Below are 17837 nucleotides of genomic sequence, written 5' to 3' on the forward strand. Positions count from 1 at the left end.
CGCCGGACGCGGGCCTCCGTCTCATGGAGACCATTGATGTCGAATGCCGCAAAGTACACACGAACTACCGTTTTTACGCCCAGGCTTCAAGCTCTCTTGCACGATCATCGCAGCGAAGATGTTTTCCGGCTGGATGAGAACACTGTTGGTGTCGCCGGGTCCGCTTTGACCCACCAGATCCTCAGCGCCAGGCCAGCCACAGAAATCGAACGTCCGACATTTAAACCCCTGCACGGACGTTCCATTCCCCGCAACGACGCTTTGAAGCTGATGCAAGCGATCGGCAGCGATGTGCGGGCGGCATTGAAGAGGCCTGTATCCAAAACAGTTGATTTCTCGGGCGAATGGCCGCGCGTCGGGCACGTTTACCTGCGCGATCTTATTCTCGGCGAAGATCCATATCGGCTGCGCTTCCTTATGGACCGCATATTGGAATTGACGCCCAAACTGACCTGGGCCGTGATCGCCGCCGGCGCGGCGTCGTCGGTCCGGCTCCGTCCGGAAGCATCCGCCATCGCGAAACTCACCGCCAGTGCATCGACCTACAACGACCGCCGTTATGCCATGGGGCTTTATCGGCGCACCGCCGCTCCGGTCTGTTTCACTATCTCCACGCTGGTCGCCAACGCACTCTGGCTCGGATCGCCATTCGACAAAGACACCTCGAACCGGAACATCCTGTATGAAGCCCTGCGGCTGCTGCCGCCATCCTGGAACATCTTGAGGAGCGCCTCCCCCGAGTACTGCGCCCTCGACTCTCGGATCGGTCCGAACGACGACGTCCTGATCTTGCCGCTTCTCAGTCACCGCGACCCTGCAATCTGGGACGATGCCGATGAATTCCGCCCCGAGCGCTGGGATAGCCTCAACCCCAGCGAGCAACCCGGATACCTGCCTTTCGGCCACACGTCCGAACGCTGCTGGGGACAGCATATGGTGATGCCACTGGCGGAGAGGCTGCTCGATATCATTCGTAACAACGGCCTTGCCGTCAGCCCGCGGCAAATCACGGCTGATGTGCCGCTTGCTGGTCTTCTTGGCGTCTTCCAGGTCAGCGTCGTCAGGCAGTGAGATGAAGCTCTTTGCCTGCTAAGTCGATCTTATCCAGATGACCCAGCCGCCGCTGCGCAAGGGCAGCCGGCCGCTCGTACGATCCCTCGCAGTCCAGCGCACATAGCGAGCAGCAAATACTCTTTTTGACGCATCAAAAAGAGTATTTGCTGCTCCTATTAAAAAACTGAGACTGAGGGGTATTTTCGAGAGGATGGCGACTAAAACGGCCGATGCCTGCTAGAGTAGCGCTGAAGGCGTCCGGAATGCATTTCCCCAACGCGTGCGATGCATTCCGGCAAGGCGGCAAGCAGGTCTTGTCATCAGATTATTAAAGCAAGGAGATAAGCATGACAAAAGAAGTCGTCATCGTCGGCGCAGCCCGTACGGCGATCGGGACATTTGGCGGTGCATTGAAGGATATTGCCCCGGGCGAACTGGGTGCGGTTGCGGTCAAGGAGGCGTTTGCACGCGCCGGCGTCGATCCGCAGCAGGCTGGCCAGATCATTTTCGGCAACGTCATCCACACCGAGGCGCGCGACATGTATGTATCGCGCGTGGTCGGTATCAATGCCGGCATGAGCAAGGAATCCACCGCGTTGACCCTGAACCGCCTGTGCGGCTCGGGTTTGCAAGCCATCATCAGCGCCGCCAACGCCATCCAGCTGGGCGAGACCGATGTTGCCGTCGGCGGCGGCGTCGAGAGCATGAGCCGTGCGCTGTATGCGAGCCAGGCTGCGCGCTTCGGCGCCCGTATGGGCGATATCAAGATGATCGACATGATGGTGGGCGCTTTGTCCGATCCGTTCGGCGGCGGTCACATGGGCATCACCGCTGAAAACGTGGCGGAGAAATACGGCATCTCGCGCGAAGCGCAGGATGCTTTCGCGCTGGAAAGCCAGAAGCGCGCCACGGCGGCCATCGCTGCCGGTCATTTCAAGTCGCAGATTGTGCCGGTTGAGATCAAGTCACGTAAAGGCGTCGCGCTGTTCGACACCGACGAATATCCGAAGGCTGACGCCACCCTGGAGTCGCTGGCCAAGCTCAAGCCGGCGTTCAAGAAAGAAGGCGGCACGGTCACTGCCGGCAATGCCTCCGGTATCAACGACGGCGCTGCTGCCTGCGTGCTGATGGCGGCGGACGCTGCCGCGCAGGCTGGCCTGAAGCCGCTGGCGCGTGTGGTTTCCTATGGCGTGGCGGGGGTTGACCCAACCATCATGGGCACCGGTCCGATTCCGGCGGTCCAGCTGGCGCTGAAGCGTGCCGGCCTCAGTCTGGCCGACATGGCGGTGATCGAATCGAATGAAGCATTCGCCGCGCAATCGCTGGGCGTGTGCAAAGGGCTGGACCTGGATCCGGCGCTGACCAACGTCAACGGCGGCGCTATCGCTCTTGGCCATCCGCTGGGCGCGAGCGGCACCATCATCGCCGTCAAGTGCCTGTACGAACTGATCCGCACCGGCAAACGCTATGGCCTGATCACCATGTGCATCGGCGGCGGCCAGGGCATTGCCCTGATCATAGAACGTCTTTGATGTGATGGCGCTGGAACTGCCGTGCGGCAGTTCCAGCGGCGCTGCAGGCTCAGGGCCGTTTTGGAATCGTCAGGCCGGCGATCACCGCCGGCCGTGCGATGAAGGCGTTGAGCGCGCGCGTGACATGCGGAAAGTCTGCAATCCCGACCAGGTCGCCAGCTTCGTAGAAGCCGATCAGGTTGCGTACCCACGGAAAGGTGGCGATGTCGGCGATGGTGTAAGCATCGCCCATGATCCAGCTACGCTCGGCCAGGCGCTGGTTGAGCACGGCTAGCAGGCGCTTCGATTCCGCCACGTAGCGGTCGCGTGGACGCTTGTCTTCGTAGTCCTTGCCGGCGAACTTGTTGAAAAATCCAAGCTGGCCGAACATCGGTCCGATGCCGCCCATCTGGAACATCAGCCACTGTATGGTTTCATAGCGCCCGGCCGGATCCGCCGGTATGAACTTGCCGCTTTTGTCCGCCAGGTACAGCAGGATCGCACCGGATTCAAACAAGGGCAGCGGCTTGCCGCCGGGGCCGTCCGGATCGAGGATGGCGGGGATCTTGTTGTTCGGATTGAGGGACAGGAATTCCGGCGACATCTGGTCGTTGCTCTCAAAGCTGACCAGATGCGGCTCGTAAGGCAGGCCGGTTTCTTCCAGCATGATCGAGATCTTGACGCCGTTGGGCGTCGGCAGGGAATACAGCTGGATGCGGTCAGGCTGGCTGGCCGGCCATTTCTCGGTAATAGGGAAAGTCGAAAGATCGCTCATGAAAATTCCTTGTTGGCTGGTGTTGGTCTGTCTGAAAAATCGCTAGTGCTGAGGTGCCAGACCGAAAGATTAACAGTCTTCTGGATGACGGGTTGCGAGCCGCATCGTTTTGGCCCGGTCTTGGGCTAAGATGCAGTCGATCAGAAAAATCTCAATCCCCGAAAATGCGTGATTCCCCTTTAGCGGTATTTTTCATTTTTCTACGTCTGGGCCTGACCTCGTTTGGCGGACCGGTCGCCCATCTCGGCTATTTCCGGCTCGAGTTCGTGGAGCGGCGCCAGTGGCTGGCCGAGGTGGCTTATGCCGATCTGGTGGCGCTGTGCCAGCTGCTGCCGGGACCCGCCAGCAGCCAGGTTGGGATTGCGCTGGGCTTGACGCGGGCGGGCTATGCAGGGGGATTTGCCGCGTGGCTGGGATTTACTGCGCCGTCGGCGCTGGCGCTGATACTGTTCGGCCTTTTTGTCACGCATTTCGACGCTGCCCTGGCCGGCGGCTGGCTGCATGGCTTGAAGGTGGTCGCCGTGGCGGTGGTGGCGCAAGCCTTGTGGGGCATGGCGCGGACCCTGACGCCGGATGCCCGGCGGGCCGCTATCGCGCTGGTGGCGGCGTGCATCGCGACGGCCTTGCCCAATGCCCTCGGCCAGATCGGCGTGATTGCGGCGGGAGCCGTGGCCGGCTTACTGTTTCTAAAGGCCGCGCCGCTCTCTTTGGAGAAGCTGCCCGCATCGAACATCAGCCGCCGCGCCGGCGTCATCGCCATCGGACTCTGCCTGGCGCTGCTGGCTGCATTGCCCTTGCTGGCGGACGTTTCCAGGCACTATGCCGCGGAACTGTTCGATGTCTTCTTCCGGGCGGGGGCGCTGGTGTTTGGCGGCGGCCATGTCGTGCTGCCGCTGCTGCAGGCGGAAGTCGTGCCCAGGGGCTGGGTCTCGAATGAACTGTTCATGGCAGGCTATGGCGCTGCGCAGGCGGTGCCGGGACCGTTGTTTACCTTCGCTGCTTATCTCGGCAGCGTCTCGACCAGGACGCCGAACGGCTGGCTGGGCGGGATGCTTGCGGCGGTGGCGATTTTCCTGCCCTCGTTCCTGCTGGTGTGCGGCGCCTTGCCCTTTCTGGAAACGCTGCGCCAGCATGCCGGCGCCAGACGCGCTTTGACTGGCGTTAATGCGGCCGTGGTCGGGCTGCTGCTGGCGGCATTCTACAATCCGGTCTGGACCAGCGCCATACTGAGGCCGGCGGATTTCTGTCTGGCAGCGTTGGGTTTTTTCCTGCTGCTGGTCTGGAAGTGGCCGTCCTGGCTGGTGGTTGTGTTGACGGCGCTGGCCGCAGTCATCATTTGAGATTTGCTCCATGACATGGCAGCAAGGGCGCTTAGCGGGTGGGAGCGCACGCTAATCCGAATGCTTTTTTCTTCCGCCCGGATAGCCGCTCCGGCCCACCGGCGGCACCTATCACTTTCAACAGTATTTTTTCTCCACGCTTGCGACTAGGATGATCTTCTAGTTTCTGCGTGGAAATATTTCTGGGCGATTGAACTCCCATGGTGGCGCCGCTGCGCGCAGCATGATTTCTGGATTTTCCAGCCTGTCACGGGAAGGCCGCAACTGTGGCAGGTGTCCGAACATGCGGTCATCATAAGGGTGAACATCATGACAACAGAAATTCCGGGTGGCTGGAGCGCGTTCGACTATGAAATCACTGGCGTTGCCAAAGAGGTGCTCAAAGAAGCGCTGGAGGGCTTTGTCGGCGCGACCTACACACCATCGGCATTCGCCACGCAAATTGTCGCCGGCACCAATTACTGCTTTCTGTGCACAGGTCAAATCGTCGTGCCGAACGCACCGCGTTTTCCGGCACTGGTCCACGTCTTCAAGCCATTGAACGGCAAGGCCCACATCAGCGAAATCATCAGAATCAAGCCTTGATGAATTCTACGCAATAGGATTTTCATCTGGATCAGCAGAAAACCCCGGCGAGCGCGGCTGCCGGGGTTTTTGGCCATCTGGCGCGACATTCGTTGGCTGAATAATTTATTCAAATCCGCGAATGCCGCTGCCGTTGAAACTCGGCAGTTTCCAGTGAAAGCGCATCGCCAGCAGGCGGACCAGGAAGCCGCTGCCGATCGCGGCCAGCGGTGCGACCGCCGGATCGACCTGGAGCCACAGCAGGCCGACATACAACGCGCCGGTCAACAACGCGATGGTGGCGTACAGCTCGCGCTGCAGCACCAGCGGAATCTCGTTGCACAATACATCGCGCAGCAGGCCGCCAAAGACGCCGGTGATCATGCCGGCCAGGATCACGATGCCCGGCGCCATGCCGTTGGCGCGAGCGATGTCGCAGCCGATCACGCTGAACGCCACCAGGCCGAGGCCGTCGACCACCAGGAATACGCTGCGCAAATGATGCAGGAAGCGCGCCACCATGGCAGTGACGATGGCGGCGCCGATGGTGAACAGCAGGTATTGCGGATGGGCGATCCAGCCCAGCGGATAGTTGCCTAGCAAGACGTCACGGATAGTGCCGCCGCCCAGCGCGGTGATGGTGCCGACCACGCAGATGCCGAACAGGTCCATGTCGCGCCGCATGCCCATGATGGCGCCGGACATGGCCTCGGCCACGATGGCGATCAGATAGATGGTGTGCAGAAGCATGGCTTAGTCTCCGGAAGAAAATAGTTTCAGGATATGCTCGCGTTCCTGGGCCGCATTCAAGGCTTCTTTTTCAATTGCGAGGTCGCTGCTGCCGTCGGCTTGGCATTTGAGCTTGCTGTGGATGAAGGGATGGTTGTCTGTCACGCAGCTGCCCTTCAGGTATTCCGCATAGACATAATCGCCGTCGTAGACGCTGAGCCCGGCCGGTTCTTCCTGCAGCCGTTCGCTGCGGTCCTTCACCGCGACCTGCATGTAGCGGCTCCAGATCGGCAAGGCTGCTACGCCGCCGGTGGTGTTGCCGAGCGATTTAGGCTGATCATAGCCCAGCCACACCACCGACACCACACCCGATGAATAACCGGCGAACCAGGCATCGTAGGCATTGTTCGAGGTGCCGGTCTTGCCGGCGGTATCGCTGCGCGCCAGCACCTTGGCGCCATGGCCGGTGCCGGACTTGACCACGTCTTGCAGCATGCTGTCCATGATGTAGGCATTGCGCGCGGAGACCACTTTCTTGCCGGGATTCTTGCGTGCGCTGTCGGCAAACAATACCTGGCCTGAACGGTCGCGGATTTCCTTGATCAGGCGCGGCACCTGAGCCACGCCGCCGTTGGCAAACACGGCATAGGACAGCGCCAGCTGCAGCGGCGTCACAGCACCCGCGCCTAGCGCCAGCGGCAGCGAGACCGGATTGCGTTCGGAGAGGAAGCCGAACTGCGTCGCAAACGCTTGCACATAGGCGGCGCCGGAGGCTTGCATCAGGCTCACCGCCACCAGGTTTTTGGAGCGCATCAGGCCGCGCCGGACGGTGATGAAGCCTTCATAATTGTTGCCGAAATTGCGGGGCCGCCAGGCGCGGGCGCCGGTGTCCCGCGGCAGCAGGACGCGTTGCGTGTCATCGACCATGGTGCCGGGAAAATAACCCTTTTCCAGCGCTGCGGAATAGACAAACGGCTTGAAACTCGAGCCGGGCTGGCGGTAGGCCTGCAAAGCGTGATCGAAAGGATTGCGAAAAAAATCGAAGCCGCCGGCCAGCGCCAGGATGTCGCCGCTTTGGGCGTCGACCGAGATCAGCGCGCCCTCCATTTCCGGCGTCTGGCTCAGCAGCCAGCGGCCCGCGCCGTCGCGATAGGCGCGGATGACGGAGCCGGCAACTATGCTGCGCTTGCCGGTGCTTGGCAACTTGCTCCAGCCGCCGGCGATGCGCGGATCGATGGCGCTGATCTGCAACGTCCCGCCGTCGCGCAAGACGGCTTTGATTTGCTTGGGTGTCGCCACGGTGACCAGCGCCGCGTGGATTTCGCCGCTGTCTGGATAAGGCAGCAACAGCTTGCTCACATTATCGTTAGCGCCGGCGCTGGCGCCAAGCTGCGCTTCCGGGCCGCGATAGCCCCGGCGCCCTTGCGCATCCAGCAGGCCGGAGCGCAGCTGTTTGTCGGCAGCCTGCTGCGGCGCCATCTGGATCGTGGTGGTGACATCCAGACCCATGGTGTAGGCGCGCTCCTGATACAGCTGCATCACCATCTGCCGCGCTTCTTCCACCGCGTAAGCGGCTTCCCGCACGGAGGGATTGCGGTTGGGATTGAGCGCCAGCTTTTCTTGCAGGGCTTGCTGGTAAGCCTCATGCCCGATATAGCCGAGTTCCAGCATGCGCTGCAAGATATAGTGCTGGCGGATTTGCGCACGCTGCGGATTGGAAACCGGGTTGTAGGCCGACGGTGCTTTCGGCAAGCCCGCCAGCATCGCCGCTTCGGCGACGCTGACCTGGTCCAGCGGCTTGTCAAAATAAATGCTGGCCGCCGCTGCGAATCCATACGAGCGCTCGCCCAGATAGATCTGGTTCATGTAGAGCTCCAGCAGTTTGTCCTTGCTGTACTGCTGTTCCAGTTTGTATGCCAGCAGGATTTCGTTCAGCTTGCGCTGCAGGGTTTTTTCGCGCGTCAGGAAAAAGCCGCGCGCGACTTGCATGGTGATGGTGCTGGCGCCTTGCCCGTGCTGGCCGCTGCTCAGGTTGGCCAGCGTCGCCCGCAGCAGGCCGCCGAAATCGACGGCGCCGTGCTGGTAGAAGCGTGCATCTTCGATCGCCAGCAAGGCTTGCCGCATCACCAGCGGGATTTTTTCGATAGGCAGGAATTCGCGGCGTTCTTCGCCGTATTCGGCCAGCAGGATGCCTTCGCTGGAATAGATCCGCAAGGGCAAGGCCGGACTGTATTGGGCCAGGTGATCGACCGCCGGCAGCTGCTGCCAGGCCTGCCGCAGCCAATAGCCGCCGGCGAGGCTGGCGGCCAGCATCAGGCCGATGCTGAAACCGACGATGAATTTGAGGCGACGGGAAAGTCGGGATGTTGCTGGTTCGGCTGCTGGCCGCATGGTCGCTCCTGTTGAAATGGCGAACGAATCGAAGGCGAACGCGGTGTGAATGGCTTTGAGAACGGCCATTGTGCGGGCGGCAAGCAATATACTTAGAAAAATTAAGTATTATTAAGTAGTCATAAATATTTCTTATTTAAGGATGGTGCACATGAATCTCAACCCCAAGCACACCGAGGCGTTTCGTGCAGTGATCGAGAGTGGCAGTTTTGAACAGGCGGCCTTGCGCCTGCACCTGACTTCGCCGGCGATTTCCCAGCGCGTGCGCGCGCTCGAAAGCCAGCTGGGCAATGCGCTGATCGTGCGCAGCCGGCCGGCGCGCGCCACCCGCATGGGACAGCGCCTGATGCAATACCTGAAGCGGGCGAAGCTGCTGGAAGCCGACCTGGCGGCGGAACTGGCGGTGCAGCAGGATGCGCCGCTGACCCTGGTGCTGGCGCTCAATGCCGACTCGATCGGCACCTGGTTTTTTCCGGCTTTGTCGGAGGTGCTGATACGCGAGCGGGTACTGCTGGACCTGACCGTGGAAGACCAGGACCATACCTATTCGCTGTTGGAGACCGGGCTGGCGATCGGCTGCATCAGCACCGAGTCGAAGCCGATGCGCGGCTGCTCAGCAGAGCTGTTGGGCGTGATGCGCTACTGGCTGGTGGCGGCGGAAGATTTCCGCGAGCGCTGGTTTCCGGAGGGGCTGACGCGCAAGACCGCGCGCAAGGCGCCGGTGGTGGCGTACACCCATAAGGACACCTTGCAATCGTCCTTCTTGCTCAGCAAGCTGGGGTTGCCGGCGGGCGCCTATCCTTGCCACTACGTGCCGGGCGCCGCTTCGCATTTCAACGCAATCCGCTACGGCCTGGGCTACGGCATGGTGCCGGAACTGCTGCTCAAGGCCGCCGGCAAGAAAGATGAAATGGTCCACTTGGCACCGACCAGGCCGCTCGAGCTGGAACTGTACTGGCACACCTGGAAAGTGCAATCGCCGCGCATGGAAAACCTGTCGCGGCAGATCATTGCTGCGGCGCGCAAAATCCTGAAATGAGCATTTTGAAGGCGCCAGGGCAAGCCTGCGGCAGAGCGGCCGGGGGACGGCCGCCGCAAATGATGTAACGCATAAAGATATGTGAATACAGCAGTTTTTATTTCCCTGTGGATACTATATCCTAAGTTCCCATTAAAGAACTACACAGTTCTTTACAAAAGAAAACATGGGAAGGGTTAGACACGCATGCACAGATTTAAAACCTGGCCAGTGCGCTCCGCACTGTCGCTATTCATCGCTTATGGCGTCCCGTACGTCTATCAGTCAGCACAAGCACAAACCACACAGCCAAGTCCCGCAGCAGACGACGCCGCAGGCAATGACGGCAAACAGGTCTTGATCACCGGTTCACGCATCCCGCGCGCCAGCAAGGAGGGGCCGACCAGCGTCACCGTGATTACCGGCGAAGACATTGAGAAGCAGGGCTACCGCAATGTCTACGATGCGCTCAATGCGCAGACGCAAAATACCGGCATGACGCAGGGCGCCGATTTCGGCAATACCTTCACGCCGGCGGCCAATACCATCAGCCTGCGGGGCCTCGGCCCGAACCATACGCTGATCCTGGTCAACGGCAGGCGTGTCGCCGATTATCCGGTGGCGTATGACGGCTCGGTCAACTTCGTCAACCTGGCGAATATTCCCTCGGCTCTGGTTGATCGCATCGAGATCTTGAACGGCGGCGCTTCGGCGGTGTACGGTTCCGACGCGATTGCCGGCGTGGTCAACGTCATCCTGAAGAAGAAGGCCGAGGGTTTTGATCTCAATATCAAGGCGGGCGGCACCCAGGACGGCGGCGGCTCCAACCAGCGCATCCAGTTCACCGGCGGCGGCAGTAGCGGCAAGCTGAGCGGCGTCTTTGGCATCGAACTGAGCCGGACCCAGCCGATCTGGAGCCGTCAGCGCGATTTCATGTCGTCGGCTTCCTCCGACGGCACGGCGCCGACCCGGATCGCTGGACGCTTGAATGCCGATAGCGGCGACTATATCGATCCCGGCGCAGGTTGCGCCCAGATGGGCAAGCTGTTCAGCAGCAGCGTGGTGAAGACCGGCGATCCGTATTGCGCCAGCGGCAAGGCGCAGCCGTCTTACTGGACCACCATGACGCAGAACGAAAGCAAAAACCTGTTCGGCAGCCTGACTTACCAGCTGACGCCCACGACCGAGGTATTCAGCGACCTGATGCTGGGCTTTAACAGCACGCAGAATAATACGCGCGGTCCGAACTGGACCTCGGAAGGCGGCGGCAACAGCTACTTCTTCAACCAGAACACCGGCGCCAACGAGAGCTGGTCGCGCCGTATTGCGCCGGAAGAAATCGGCGGCGCGACGCGCTACAACAAAAAATGGGACGACGTCGCCGGCAACTGGACCGTCGGCGTGCGTGGCGACATTCCCGCCACCAGCAGCTGGAAATACGAGGCAGCCTACAACATCTCCGCATACACCAGCAAGCAGACCACGCCTTTGCTGCTGGCGAATGTCGACAGTTTTTTCCTCGGCCCGCGCCTTGGCTATAACTCGGACGGCGTCGCCATCTACGCGCCGGATCCGAACCGGCTGTATCAGCCGCTGACGCCTGACCAGTTCAACTCCATTGCCGGCGAGGCGACTACCCGCAATAAATCGTGGACCCAGACCTTGAGCCTGAGCGCCAACGGCGAACTGTTCAATCTGCCGGCCGGCCCGGTGCGACTGGCGGCGGTGACCGAATTCGGCAACCAGGGTTTCAGCAACACGCCGGATCCGCAAATCAACCAAGGCGTGTTTTATAACAATTCGGATGCCGAGGGCGCCAGCGGCTCGCGCAAGCGCTATGCGCTGGGCACGGAACTGAACATTCCGCTGCTCAAGCAATTGGTCGCCACCGTCGCCGGCCGTTACGACGACTACAATTTTGCCGGCCGCAGCGACGGCAAGTTCACCTATAACACCGGGCTGGAATTCCGTCCTGCCAAGACCTTGCTATTCCGCGGCAACTACGCCACAAGCTTCCGCGCGCCGGACATGAATTACATCTATTCGACCACCACGCGCGGCTATTACTCGTCGACCACCGATTACTATCGATGCGCGCAGTCGGGGCAGCCTTTGGCTGGTTGTACCTACAACAACTATTCACCTGGCGCCAATTATATCCAGACCGGCAGCAAGGACCTGAAGCCGGAAAACGCCAAGTCCTGGAGCTATGGCGTGGTGTGGTCGCCGAGCTCCAACTTCGATGTCTCGGCCGATTTCTGGCGCATCCAGATCGACAACCTGGTGACCAACCTCGATCCCGACATCATCCTGCACAACGAAGCCAATTGCCGCGCCGGCCAGCTGGATATCAATTCGCCCACCTGCGTCGATGCGCTGGCGCGGGTGGTGCGCAATCCGCCCAATGCCGTATTCCAGCCGAACGCGATCCAGGACATCCTGGTCAATCCGATCAATGCGGCGCAGGAGCGCACCAGCGGCCTGGATTTCAGCGGCAAGTGGCGCATCAAGGGCGGCAGTGTCGGCGACTTCGTGCTAAAGGCGAATTACACCAAGGTGCTGAGCCATCACTACCGCCAGTTTGCCGCCGATCCCGACCAGGACCTGCTGAACTCGCTGACCAATCCGGACTGGGGTTCCAAGGTCAACGCCAGCGTCACCTGGCTGAGTGGTCCATGGACCAGCACGGTGCAGGTCACGCGCTACGGCAGCTTGCCGAGCGCCGACCAGACCCGCCGCATCTCGCCGTTCGCACTGGTCAACCTGAGCGCCGGCTACCAGATCAACTCGCGCGCATCGGTTTCGCTGATCGTCAACAATGTCTTCAATTCGGTCAAGCAAGACAATACCGCCGGCTGGCCGTATTATCCTGTTGGTAACTACAATCCCTATGGCCGCATGGGATGGCTGGAATTCAATTACCACTTTGGTTCGTAGCGGCAGCCGTAATATATTCGCAGCAAAAGGGGGAGGCGCAGGCCGGCCCCTTTTGCTGTTTTAATCATTGAGACAAGTACACGATGAAAATCCAATCTGCAAGCGCTGCGATTATCGCTACCCTGATATGCGCAGCCGGGCCGGCCTCCGCGCTGCCCGCCGCCGGCCAGAAGCCAGCGGCCGCCGCCACTACAGCTACGACTGCCGCCGTCGAAGGTATCAACTGGTATGAAGGCGACGTCGATGCCGCTTTCGCCTTCGCCAAAGCCAACAACAAGCCCTTGTTCCTGTACTGGGGCGCGACCTGGTGTCCGCCTTGCAACCAGGTCAAGGCCACCATCTTCAATCGCCAGGGCTTCATCGAGCGCTCGCGCTTCTTTGTGCCGGTGCATATCGACGGCGACAGCGCAGGCGCACAAAAGCTGGGAGAACGCTTCAAGGTGCGCGGCTATCCGACCATGATCCTGTTCAAACCGGATGGCACCGAAATCACGCGCCTGCCGGGTGAGGTCGACGCCGAACGCTATCTGCAGACGCTGACGCTAGGCATCAGCGCCAACCGCCCGGTGCGGCAGATATTGCAGGCGGCGCTGGCCGGCGGCAAGCTGAGTCCGGATGAATGGCGCTTGCTGGCTTACTATTCCTGGGACACCGATGAGCAGCAGCTGGTCGGCAAGGATTTGCCGGCCACCCTGAAGCGGCTGGCGGCGGCCAGTCCGGCCGGCGACATTGCCAATCGCCTGGCGCTGAGCGCGCTGGTGGCGGCAGCCAACGCGAAACCGGGCACGGTGGCTACAGTCGACAAGGCAGCAGCGGCGGCGCAGCTGAACAAGACGCTGGCCGACGTCCGCAGTTCGCGCGAGAACATGGATATCCTGACCAACTATCCGGCCGAGCTGGTGCAGCTGGCGAGCGATCCCAAATCGGCCGCGCGCACGAAACTGCTGGCGGCGGCGAACCTGGCCATGCAGCGGCTGTCGGTCGACGCCAGCCTGTCGAAGACTGACCGCTTGTCGGCGCTCGCCGCGCAGGTATCGCTGGCGCGTATAGACAATCCGGACGGCGCTTTGCCGCCGGCCCTGCTGAAAGAGGTCAAGCAAAAAGTGGCGCAAGCCGACAGTGCCACTACCGATGCCTTCGAACGTCAGTCTGTGATCAATACTGCGGCGCATGCCTTGAGCGACGCCGGCCTGCTGGGCGATTCGGACAACTTGCTGAAAGCCGAACTGAAGCGCTCGCATGCACCTTACTATTTCATGCTGAGCCTGGCCTCGAACGCCAAGAAGCGCGGCGACAAGGGTGCAGCCATCAGCTGGTATGAACAGGCTTATCAGGCTGCCCAGGGACCGGCGACCCGTCTGCAATGGGGCGTCACCTATCTGTCCGGCTTGCTGGAACTGGCGCCGCAAGACGAAGCACGCATCGAAAAGGTGGCGCACGGCGTGTTCCAGGAACTGGGCGGCACCCAGAATGCGTTTTACGAACGCAACCGCTCGGTGCTGGAGCGTCTCGGCCAAAAGCTCACGGCCTGGAATAACGGCGGCAGCCATCAGGCCGCAGTGGGGCGCTTGCGCGCCCAGCTCGATGGCGTCTGCAGCAAGTTGCCGACAGCGGATGCCCAGCGCGCCACCTGCCAGGGCTTGCTGAGTCCGACGCAGGCATAGCTGCCGGAAAATCCCCCGGGATATTTCCCGGTAAATGGGTTACGCTAGCAGCAATTATTTCCCGATATACGCTGCAGCGAACCCATTTACCTGACCGGACTTGCCGACCATGATTCTTGTTCACCATCTCAACAACTCCCGTTCGCAGCGCGTGCTGTGGCTGCTCGAAGAACTGGGGCTGGCCTATGAAATCAAGGCCTACCAGCGCGACCCGAAAACCATGCTGGCGCCGCCCGAGCTGCGGGCGGTTCACCCGCTCGGCAAGTCGCCGGTGATTACCGATGGCGACAACACTATCGCCGAGTCGGGTGCGATCATCGACTACCTGATGCAGAAATACAGCTACGGCCGCCTGATTCCCGCGGCCGACAGCAAAGACCGTTTGCGCTATACCTACTGGCTGCATTACGCCGAAGGGTCGGCCATGCCGCCTTTGCTGATGAAGCTGATCTTCGGCCGTCTCGGCAAGCCGCCGATGCCGGCCTTGCTGCGGCCGCTGGCGCGCATGATCTCGAACGGCGTGCAGCGCAGTTACATCGATCCGCAACTCAAATCGCACCTGGATTTCCTCGAAGGCGAGCTGGAAAAATCGGCCTGGTTTGCCGGCGTGGAATTCAGCGCCGCCGATATCCAGATGAGCTTCCCGCTGGAAGCCATGCAGTCGCGCGGCGGCCTGGACGCCAGCCGTCCGCGCCTGCTCGATTTCCTGCAGCGGATTCATGCGCGGCCAGCCTATCAGCGTGCGATTGAAAGAGGCGGCAAGTACGATTTGCTGAAATAATGGCTGCGGCCGGCGTGCGCATTCTCTCTGCGCACTGCTTCTCCAATCACAGTAGAATTGAGTTGTATGGCCGGGACATGATGCCCGGGCCTGAACGCACAGCTACTGCAACGGAGATTCAATGTTCCCCACTGAGCAATTCACCGATCCCCACGCCGCCGTCGAGCGCGTGCGCGAAATCTACGACCACAACACCGCCTTGCTGCGCGAGGCATTCAAGCGCTTTGCCAGCGGCGAGGTGATGCCGGAACGGGTGCGCGCCTGCTATCCCTTTGTGCGCGTCACCACTGAATTCAATACCCGTGCGGATACGCGCCATTCCTTCGGTTTCGTCTCCGGTCCCGGCGTCTATGAAACCACGCTGACGCGGCCCTCGCTGTATACCAATTACCTGGTCAGCCAGTTCAAGCTGCTGCGCGACAACCATGACGTGCCGCTGGAAATCGGCGTCAGCGAAATGCCGATCCCGGTGCACTTCGCTTTTCCCGAAGGGATCCACGTCGAGGGCACACTCGATCCCGATCATCTGCGCACGCTGCCGGATGTGTTCGACCTGCCCAACCTGGCGACCATGGACGACCGCATCGTCAACGGCACTTTTGAAGAGCTGCCCGGCGATCCGCATCCGCTGGCGCTGTTCACCGCGCCGCGCGTCGACTATTCGCTGCACCGGCTGAAGCACTACACGGCGACCTCGCCCGATCGTTTCCAGCGCTATGTGCTGTTCACCAATTACGCTTTCTATATCGACGAGTTCATCCGCATGGGACGCGAGCTGATGCAAGCCACCAGCGATCCGGAGCAGCGCGCCTATCGCCAGCAGTATTCCGCGTTTGTCGAACCGGGCGACCTCACCACCTGGAACGCCAACCTCGACGACTTGCCGTCTGACCGTTCGCTGACCGGCGTGGCGCCGGCGCGCCAGCCGCAGATGCCGGCTTACCATCTACAGCGCGCCGACGGTTCCGGCATTACGCTGATCAATATCGGTGTCGGGCCGTCGAACGCCAAGACCATTACTGATCACGTCGCGGTCTTGCGTCCGCACGGCTGGATCATGCTCGGTCATTGTGCCGGTCTGTCGACCTCGCAGCGCATGGGCGATTACGTGCTGGCGCATGCCTATGTGCGCGACGACCATGTGCTGGACGACGACCTGCCGCTGTGGGTGCCGGTGCCGGCGCTGGCCGAGGTACAGCTGGCGCTGCAGGATGCGGTAGCCACCATCACCCAGCTGGAAGGTTATGAACTGAAACGCATCATGCGCACCGGCACGGTGGCCTCGATCGACGATCGCAACTGGGAGCTGCGCGACCATCGCAAGCCTTTGCTGCGCTTCAACCAGAGCCGCGCGATTGCGCTGGATATGGAAAGCGCGACGGTGGCCGCCAATGGCTTCCGTTTCCGCGTCCCTTACGGCACCTTGCTGTGCGTCTCCGACAAGCCGTTGCACGGTGAAATCAAATTGCCGGGCATGGCGAACCGCTTTTACGAGCAGCGCGTCAACCAGCATTTGAAGATCGGCATCAAGGCGCTGGAACTGTTGCGCAACCAGGGCGTGGAACAACTGCACAGCCGCAAGCTGCGCAGCTTCAGCGAACCGGCGTTCCGCTAGGTCCATGGCGAGCGTCATCAAGCATCGCCGTGTCAATATCGTCACCCTGGCCGAGGGCGAAGCGGTGCTGGAACATTGCCGTAACGGCGATATCGCGCTGGTGCAGGATGCCGCCGGTTGGTGGGTGCATTTTGTCGGCGAGGATGGCGTCATCGACAGCTACGACGCCGCATTCCCCTCTTATAACAAGGCGCTGTGGACCGCCAAGGCCGCTGCCGAATTCAGCAGCGAATAGCTCAAGTTTGCGCCTGCCGGCTTTCCCGATACATCAAGCCCAACAGGCCGGCGCCTGCCACCAGCGTGAAGGCCGCCACGCACAGCGATGAGGTGAAGTTGCCGCTGCCTTGCACCAGGCGAGTCGCCAGCGGCGGCCCGACAATCTGGCCGATGCCGTAGGTGGCCGTCAGCAAGCCCATCAGGCTGCGCGCCTGGTCGCCACGCAGGCGCCGCGCATCGCGCATCGCAAACAAGGTAATCGCGGTAAACGGCAAGCCCAGCAAGATGCTGCCGAGTGCAAAGCCGAACACGCTGGGTGAGGCCACGCCGATCAGGATGCCGGTTGCCTGCAGCAGGTAGCAGGCTGCGAGCAGCAGGCGGTTGTCCCAATGTACCGGCAAGTGCGTCGCCAGCCAGGCGCCCAGTGAAACGCTGATCCCGAACAAGGGCCAGAACAGGTCCGGCCAGCTGGAGCCGGGCAAGGCCTGGCGCGCGATCACCGGCAGGAAAGTTGCGGTAATGATGTAGCCGAATCCGGCCAGGGCGTAGGCGATGGTCAGGCCGCGCGTCTGCCGTACGATCTGGGCTGGCGGCAGTGCCTGGGGAGAGGCCGCGGCGGCCGGGGTCAAGCTGACTGCAGGCCCGGCGAAGGTGCGCCAGACGATTGCTGTCAGCAGCAAGGCCAGTAGGGCGTAACTGAGCCAGCCATAAGACGCTTTCCAGTGATGCGACACCATCGCGCTGGTGGCCAGTCCGGTCAGCAGGATGCCGAGGCCGGGGCCGCAATAGATGATGCCGCCCAGCGCCGGCGCCTGCAGCTGCGCCAAACGCTGCAAACACCAGCCGGAGGCAAACACGAAGGTGCAGGCGCTGGCGATGCCGGCCAGCGTGCGCAGCACCAGCCACAAGCCGGGCGATTGCCATAGTCCCATGCCGAGGGTCAGCAACACCGTTGCGGCCAGGCCGGTGCGGATGAAACGGGTGGCGCTGCCGCGCAAGACCATGCACAGCAGGGCGCCGATGAAATAACCAAGGTAGTTCGCTGTCGCCAGCCAGCCGCCCGCTGTCAGGTCGATTACGCCATCGTGCAGCATCATCGGCAGCAGCGGAGTGAAAGCGAAGCGGCCTATGCCCATTGCCACCGCTAGGCACAGTGCGCCGGCCAAGGCTACGCGCCATGCTTCCCGGTGTTGTTCCATCTTCATCGCTATGCCGACGGCTGCGGCGGATTGAGCTTCATGCA

General features: G+C 61.5%; 14 protein-coding genes. 10 read left to right on the forward strand and 4 right to left on the reverse strand.

Features of this window, described 5'->3' with window-relative positions:
• Positions 1-36: 36 nt before the first annotated feature.
• Both CPter91_RS02620 and CPter91_RS02625 read left to right on the forward strand, forming a co-directional pair.
• On the forward strand, positions 37-1071 hold the full coding sequence (locus CPter91_RS02620) for a cytochrome P450 (RefSeq protein ID WP_061936535.1): 1035 nt from the start codon (positions 37-39) through the stop codon (positions 1069-1071).
• A gap of 329 nt (positions 1072-1400) precedes the next feature.
• Positions 1401-2585: an acetyl-CoA C-acyltransferase family protein gene (locus CPter91_RS02625; RefSeq protein ID WP_061936537.1), complete on the forward strand. Its 1185-nt coding sequence runs from the start codon at positions 1401-1403 to the stop codon at positions 2583-2585.
• Positions 2586-2634: 49 nt separating this feature from the next.
• Here CPter91_RS02625 and CPter91_RS02630 read toward each other — a convergent pair whose 3' ends face one another.
• Entirely contained in the window at positions 2635-3339 is a 705-nt protein-coding gene (locus CPter91_RS02630) for a glutathione S-transferase N-terminal domain-containing protein (protein WP_061936540.1), read from the reverse strand.
• Positions 3340-3503: 164 nt separating this feature from the next.
• Here CPter91_RS02630 and chrA point away from each other — a divergent pair, with 164 nt between their 5' ends.
• Together chrA and CPter91_RS02640 are read left to right on the forward strand one after the other, a co-directional pair.
• The gene (gene chrA / locus CPter91_RS02635; protein WP_061936542.1) at positions 3504-4679 is read left to right on the forward strand and encodes a chromate efflux transporter; all 1176 of its coding nucleotides are present in this window, start codon (positions 3504-3506) and stop codon (positions 4677-4679) included.
• A gap of 309 nt (positions 4680-4988) precedes the next feature.
• Positions 4989-5264 carry a hypothetical protein gene (locus CPter91_RS02640; RefSeq protein WP_061936545.1) on the forward strand — a complete coding sequence of 92 codons (276 nt, stop codon included), beginning with the start codon at positions 4989-4991 and terminating at the stop codon, positions 5262-5264.
• A 105-nt stretch (positions 5265-5369) separates the two neighbouring features.
• On the opposite strand, the gene CPter91_RS02645 is transcribed toward CPter91_RS02640, so the two are convergent.
• Together CPter91_RS02645 and CPter91_RS02650 are read right to left on the reverse strand one after the other, a co-directional pair.
• Positions 5370-5987, reverse strand: coding sequence for a trimeric intracellular cation channel family protein (locus tag CPter91_RS02645; RefSeq protein ID WP_205631689.1), 618 nt, complete (start codon positions 5985-5987; stop codon positions 5370-5372).
• A gap of 9 nt (positions 5988-5996) precedes the next feature.
• Entirely contained in the window at positions 5997-8363 is a 2367-nt protein-coding gene (locus CPter91_RS02650; RefSeq protein WP_061936553.1) for a penicillin-binding protein 1A, read from the reverse strand.
• 145 nt (positions 8364-8508) lie between these two features.
• On the opposite strand from CPter91_RS02650, the gene CPter91_RS02655 reads away from it, so the two are divergent.
• From CPter91_RS02655 to CPter91_RS02680, 6 genes are all read left to right on the forward strand, one after another.
• A complete protein-coding gene (locus CPter91_RS02655) occupies positions 8509-9402 on the forward strand; it encodes an HTH-type transcriptional regulator ArgP (protein ID WP_205631690.1) in 894 nt (297 codons plus the stop codon).
• 186 nt (positions 9403-9588) lie between these two features.
• Complete coding sequence (locus tag CPter91_RS02660) at positions 9589-12318, forward strand: TonB-dependent receptor (RefSeq protein ID WP_061936560.1); 2730 nt, start codon at positions 9589-9591, stop codon at positions 12316-12318.
• An 83-nt stretch (positions 12319-12401) separates the two neighbouring features.
• Positions 12402-13982, forward strand: coding sequence for a thioredoxin family protein (locus tag CPter91_RS02665; protein ID WP_061936563.1), 1581 nt, complete (start codon positions 12402-12404; stop codon positions 13980-13982).
• A gap of 109 nt (positions 13983-14091) precedes the next feature.
• The gene (locus CPter91_RS02670) at positions 14092-14763 is read left to right on the forward strand and encodes a glutathione S-transferase (protein WP_061936566.1); all 672 of its coding nucleotides are present in this window, start codon (positions 14092-14094) and stop codon (positions 14761-14763) included.
• A gap of 121 nt (positions 14764-14884) precedes the next feature.
• Positions 14885-16378 (forward strand): AMP nucleosidase, encoded by a 1494-nt coding sequence (locus tag CPter91_RS02675; RefSeq protein ID WP_061936569.1) that lies wholly within the window; start codon positions 14885-14887, stop codon positions 16376-16378.
• Positions 16379-16382: 4 nt separating this feature from the next.
• Positions 16383-16613, forward strand: a complete 231-nt coding sequence (locus CPter91_RS02680; RefSeq protein ID WP_061936572.1) for a hypothetical protein — start codon at positions 16383-16385, stop codon at positions 16611-16613.
• Between the two features lies 1 nt (position 16614).
• On the opposite strand, the gene CPter91_RS02685 is transcribed toward CPter91_RS02680, so the two are convergent.
• Complete coding sequence (locus tag CPter91_RS02685) at positions 16615-17793, reverse strand: YbfB/YjiJ family MFS transporter (protein WP_061945766.1); 1179 nt, start codon at positions 17791-17793, stop codon at positions 16615-16617.
• Between the last annotated feature and the right edge of the window lie 44 nt (positions 17794-17837).

The organism is Collimonas pratensis, from assembly GCF_001584185.1.
Lineage (GTDB): Bacteria > Pseudomonadota > Gammaproteobacteria > Burkholderiales > Burkholderiaceae_D > Collimonas > Collimonas pratensis.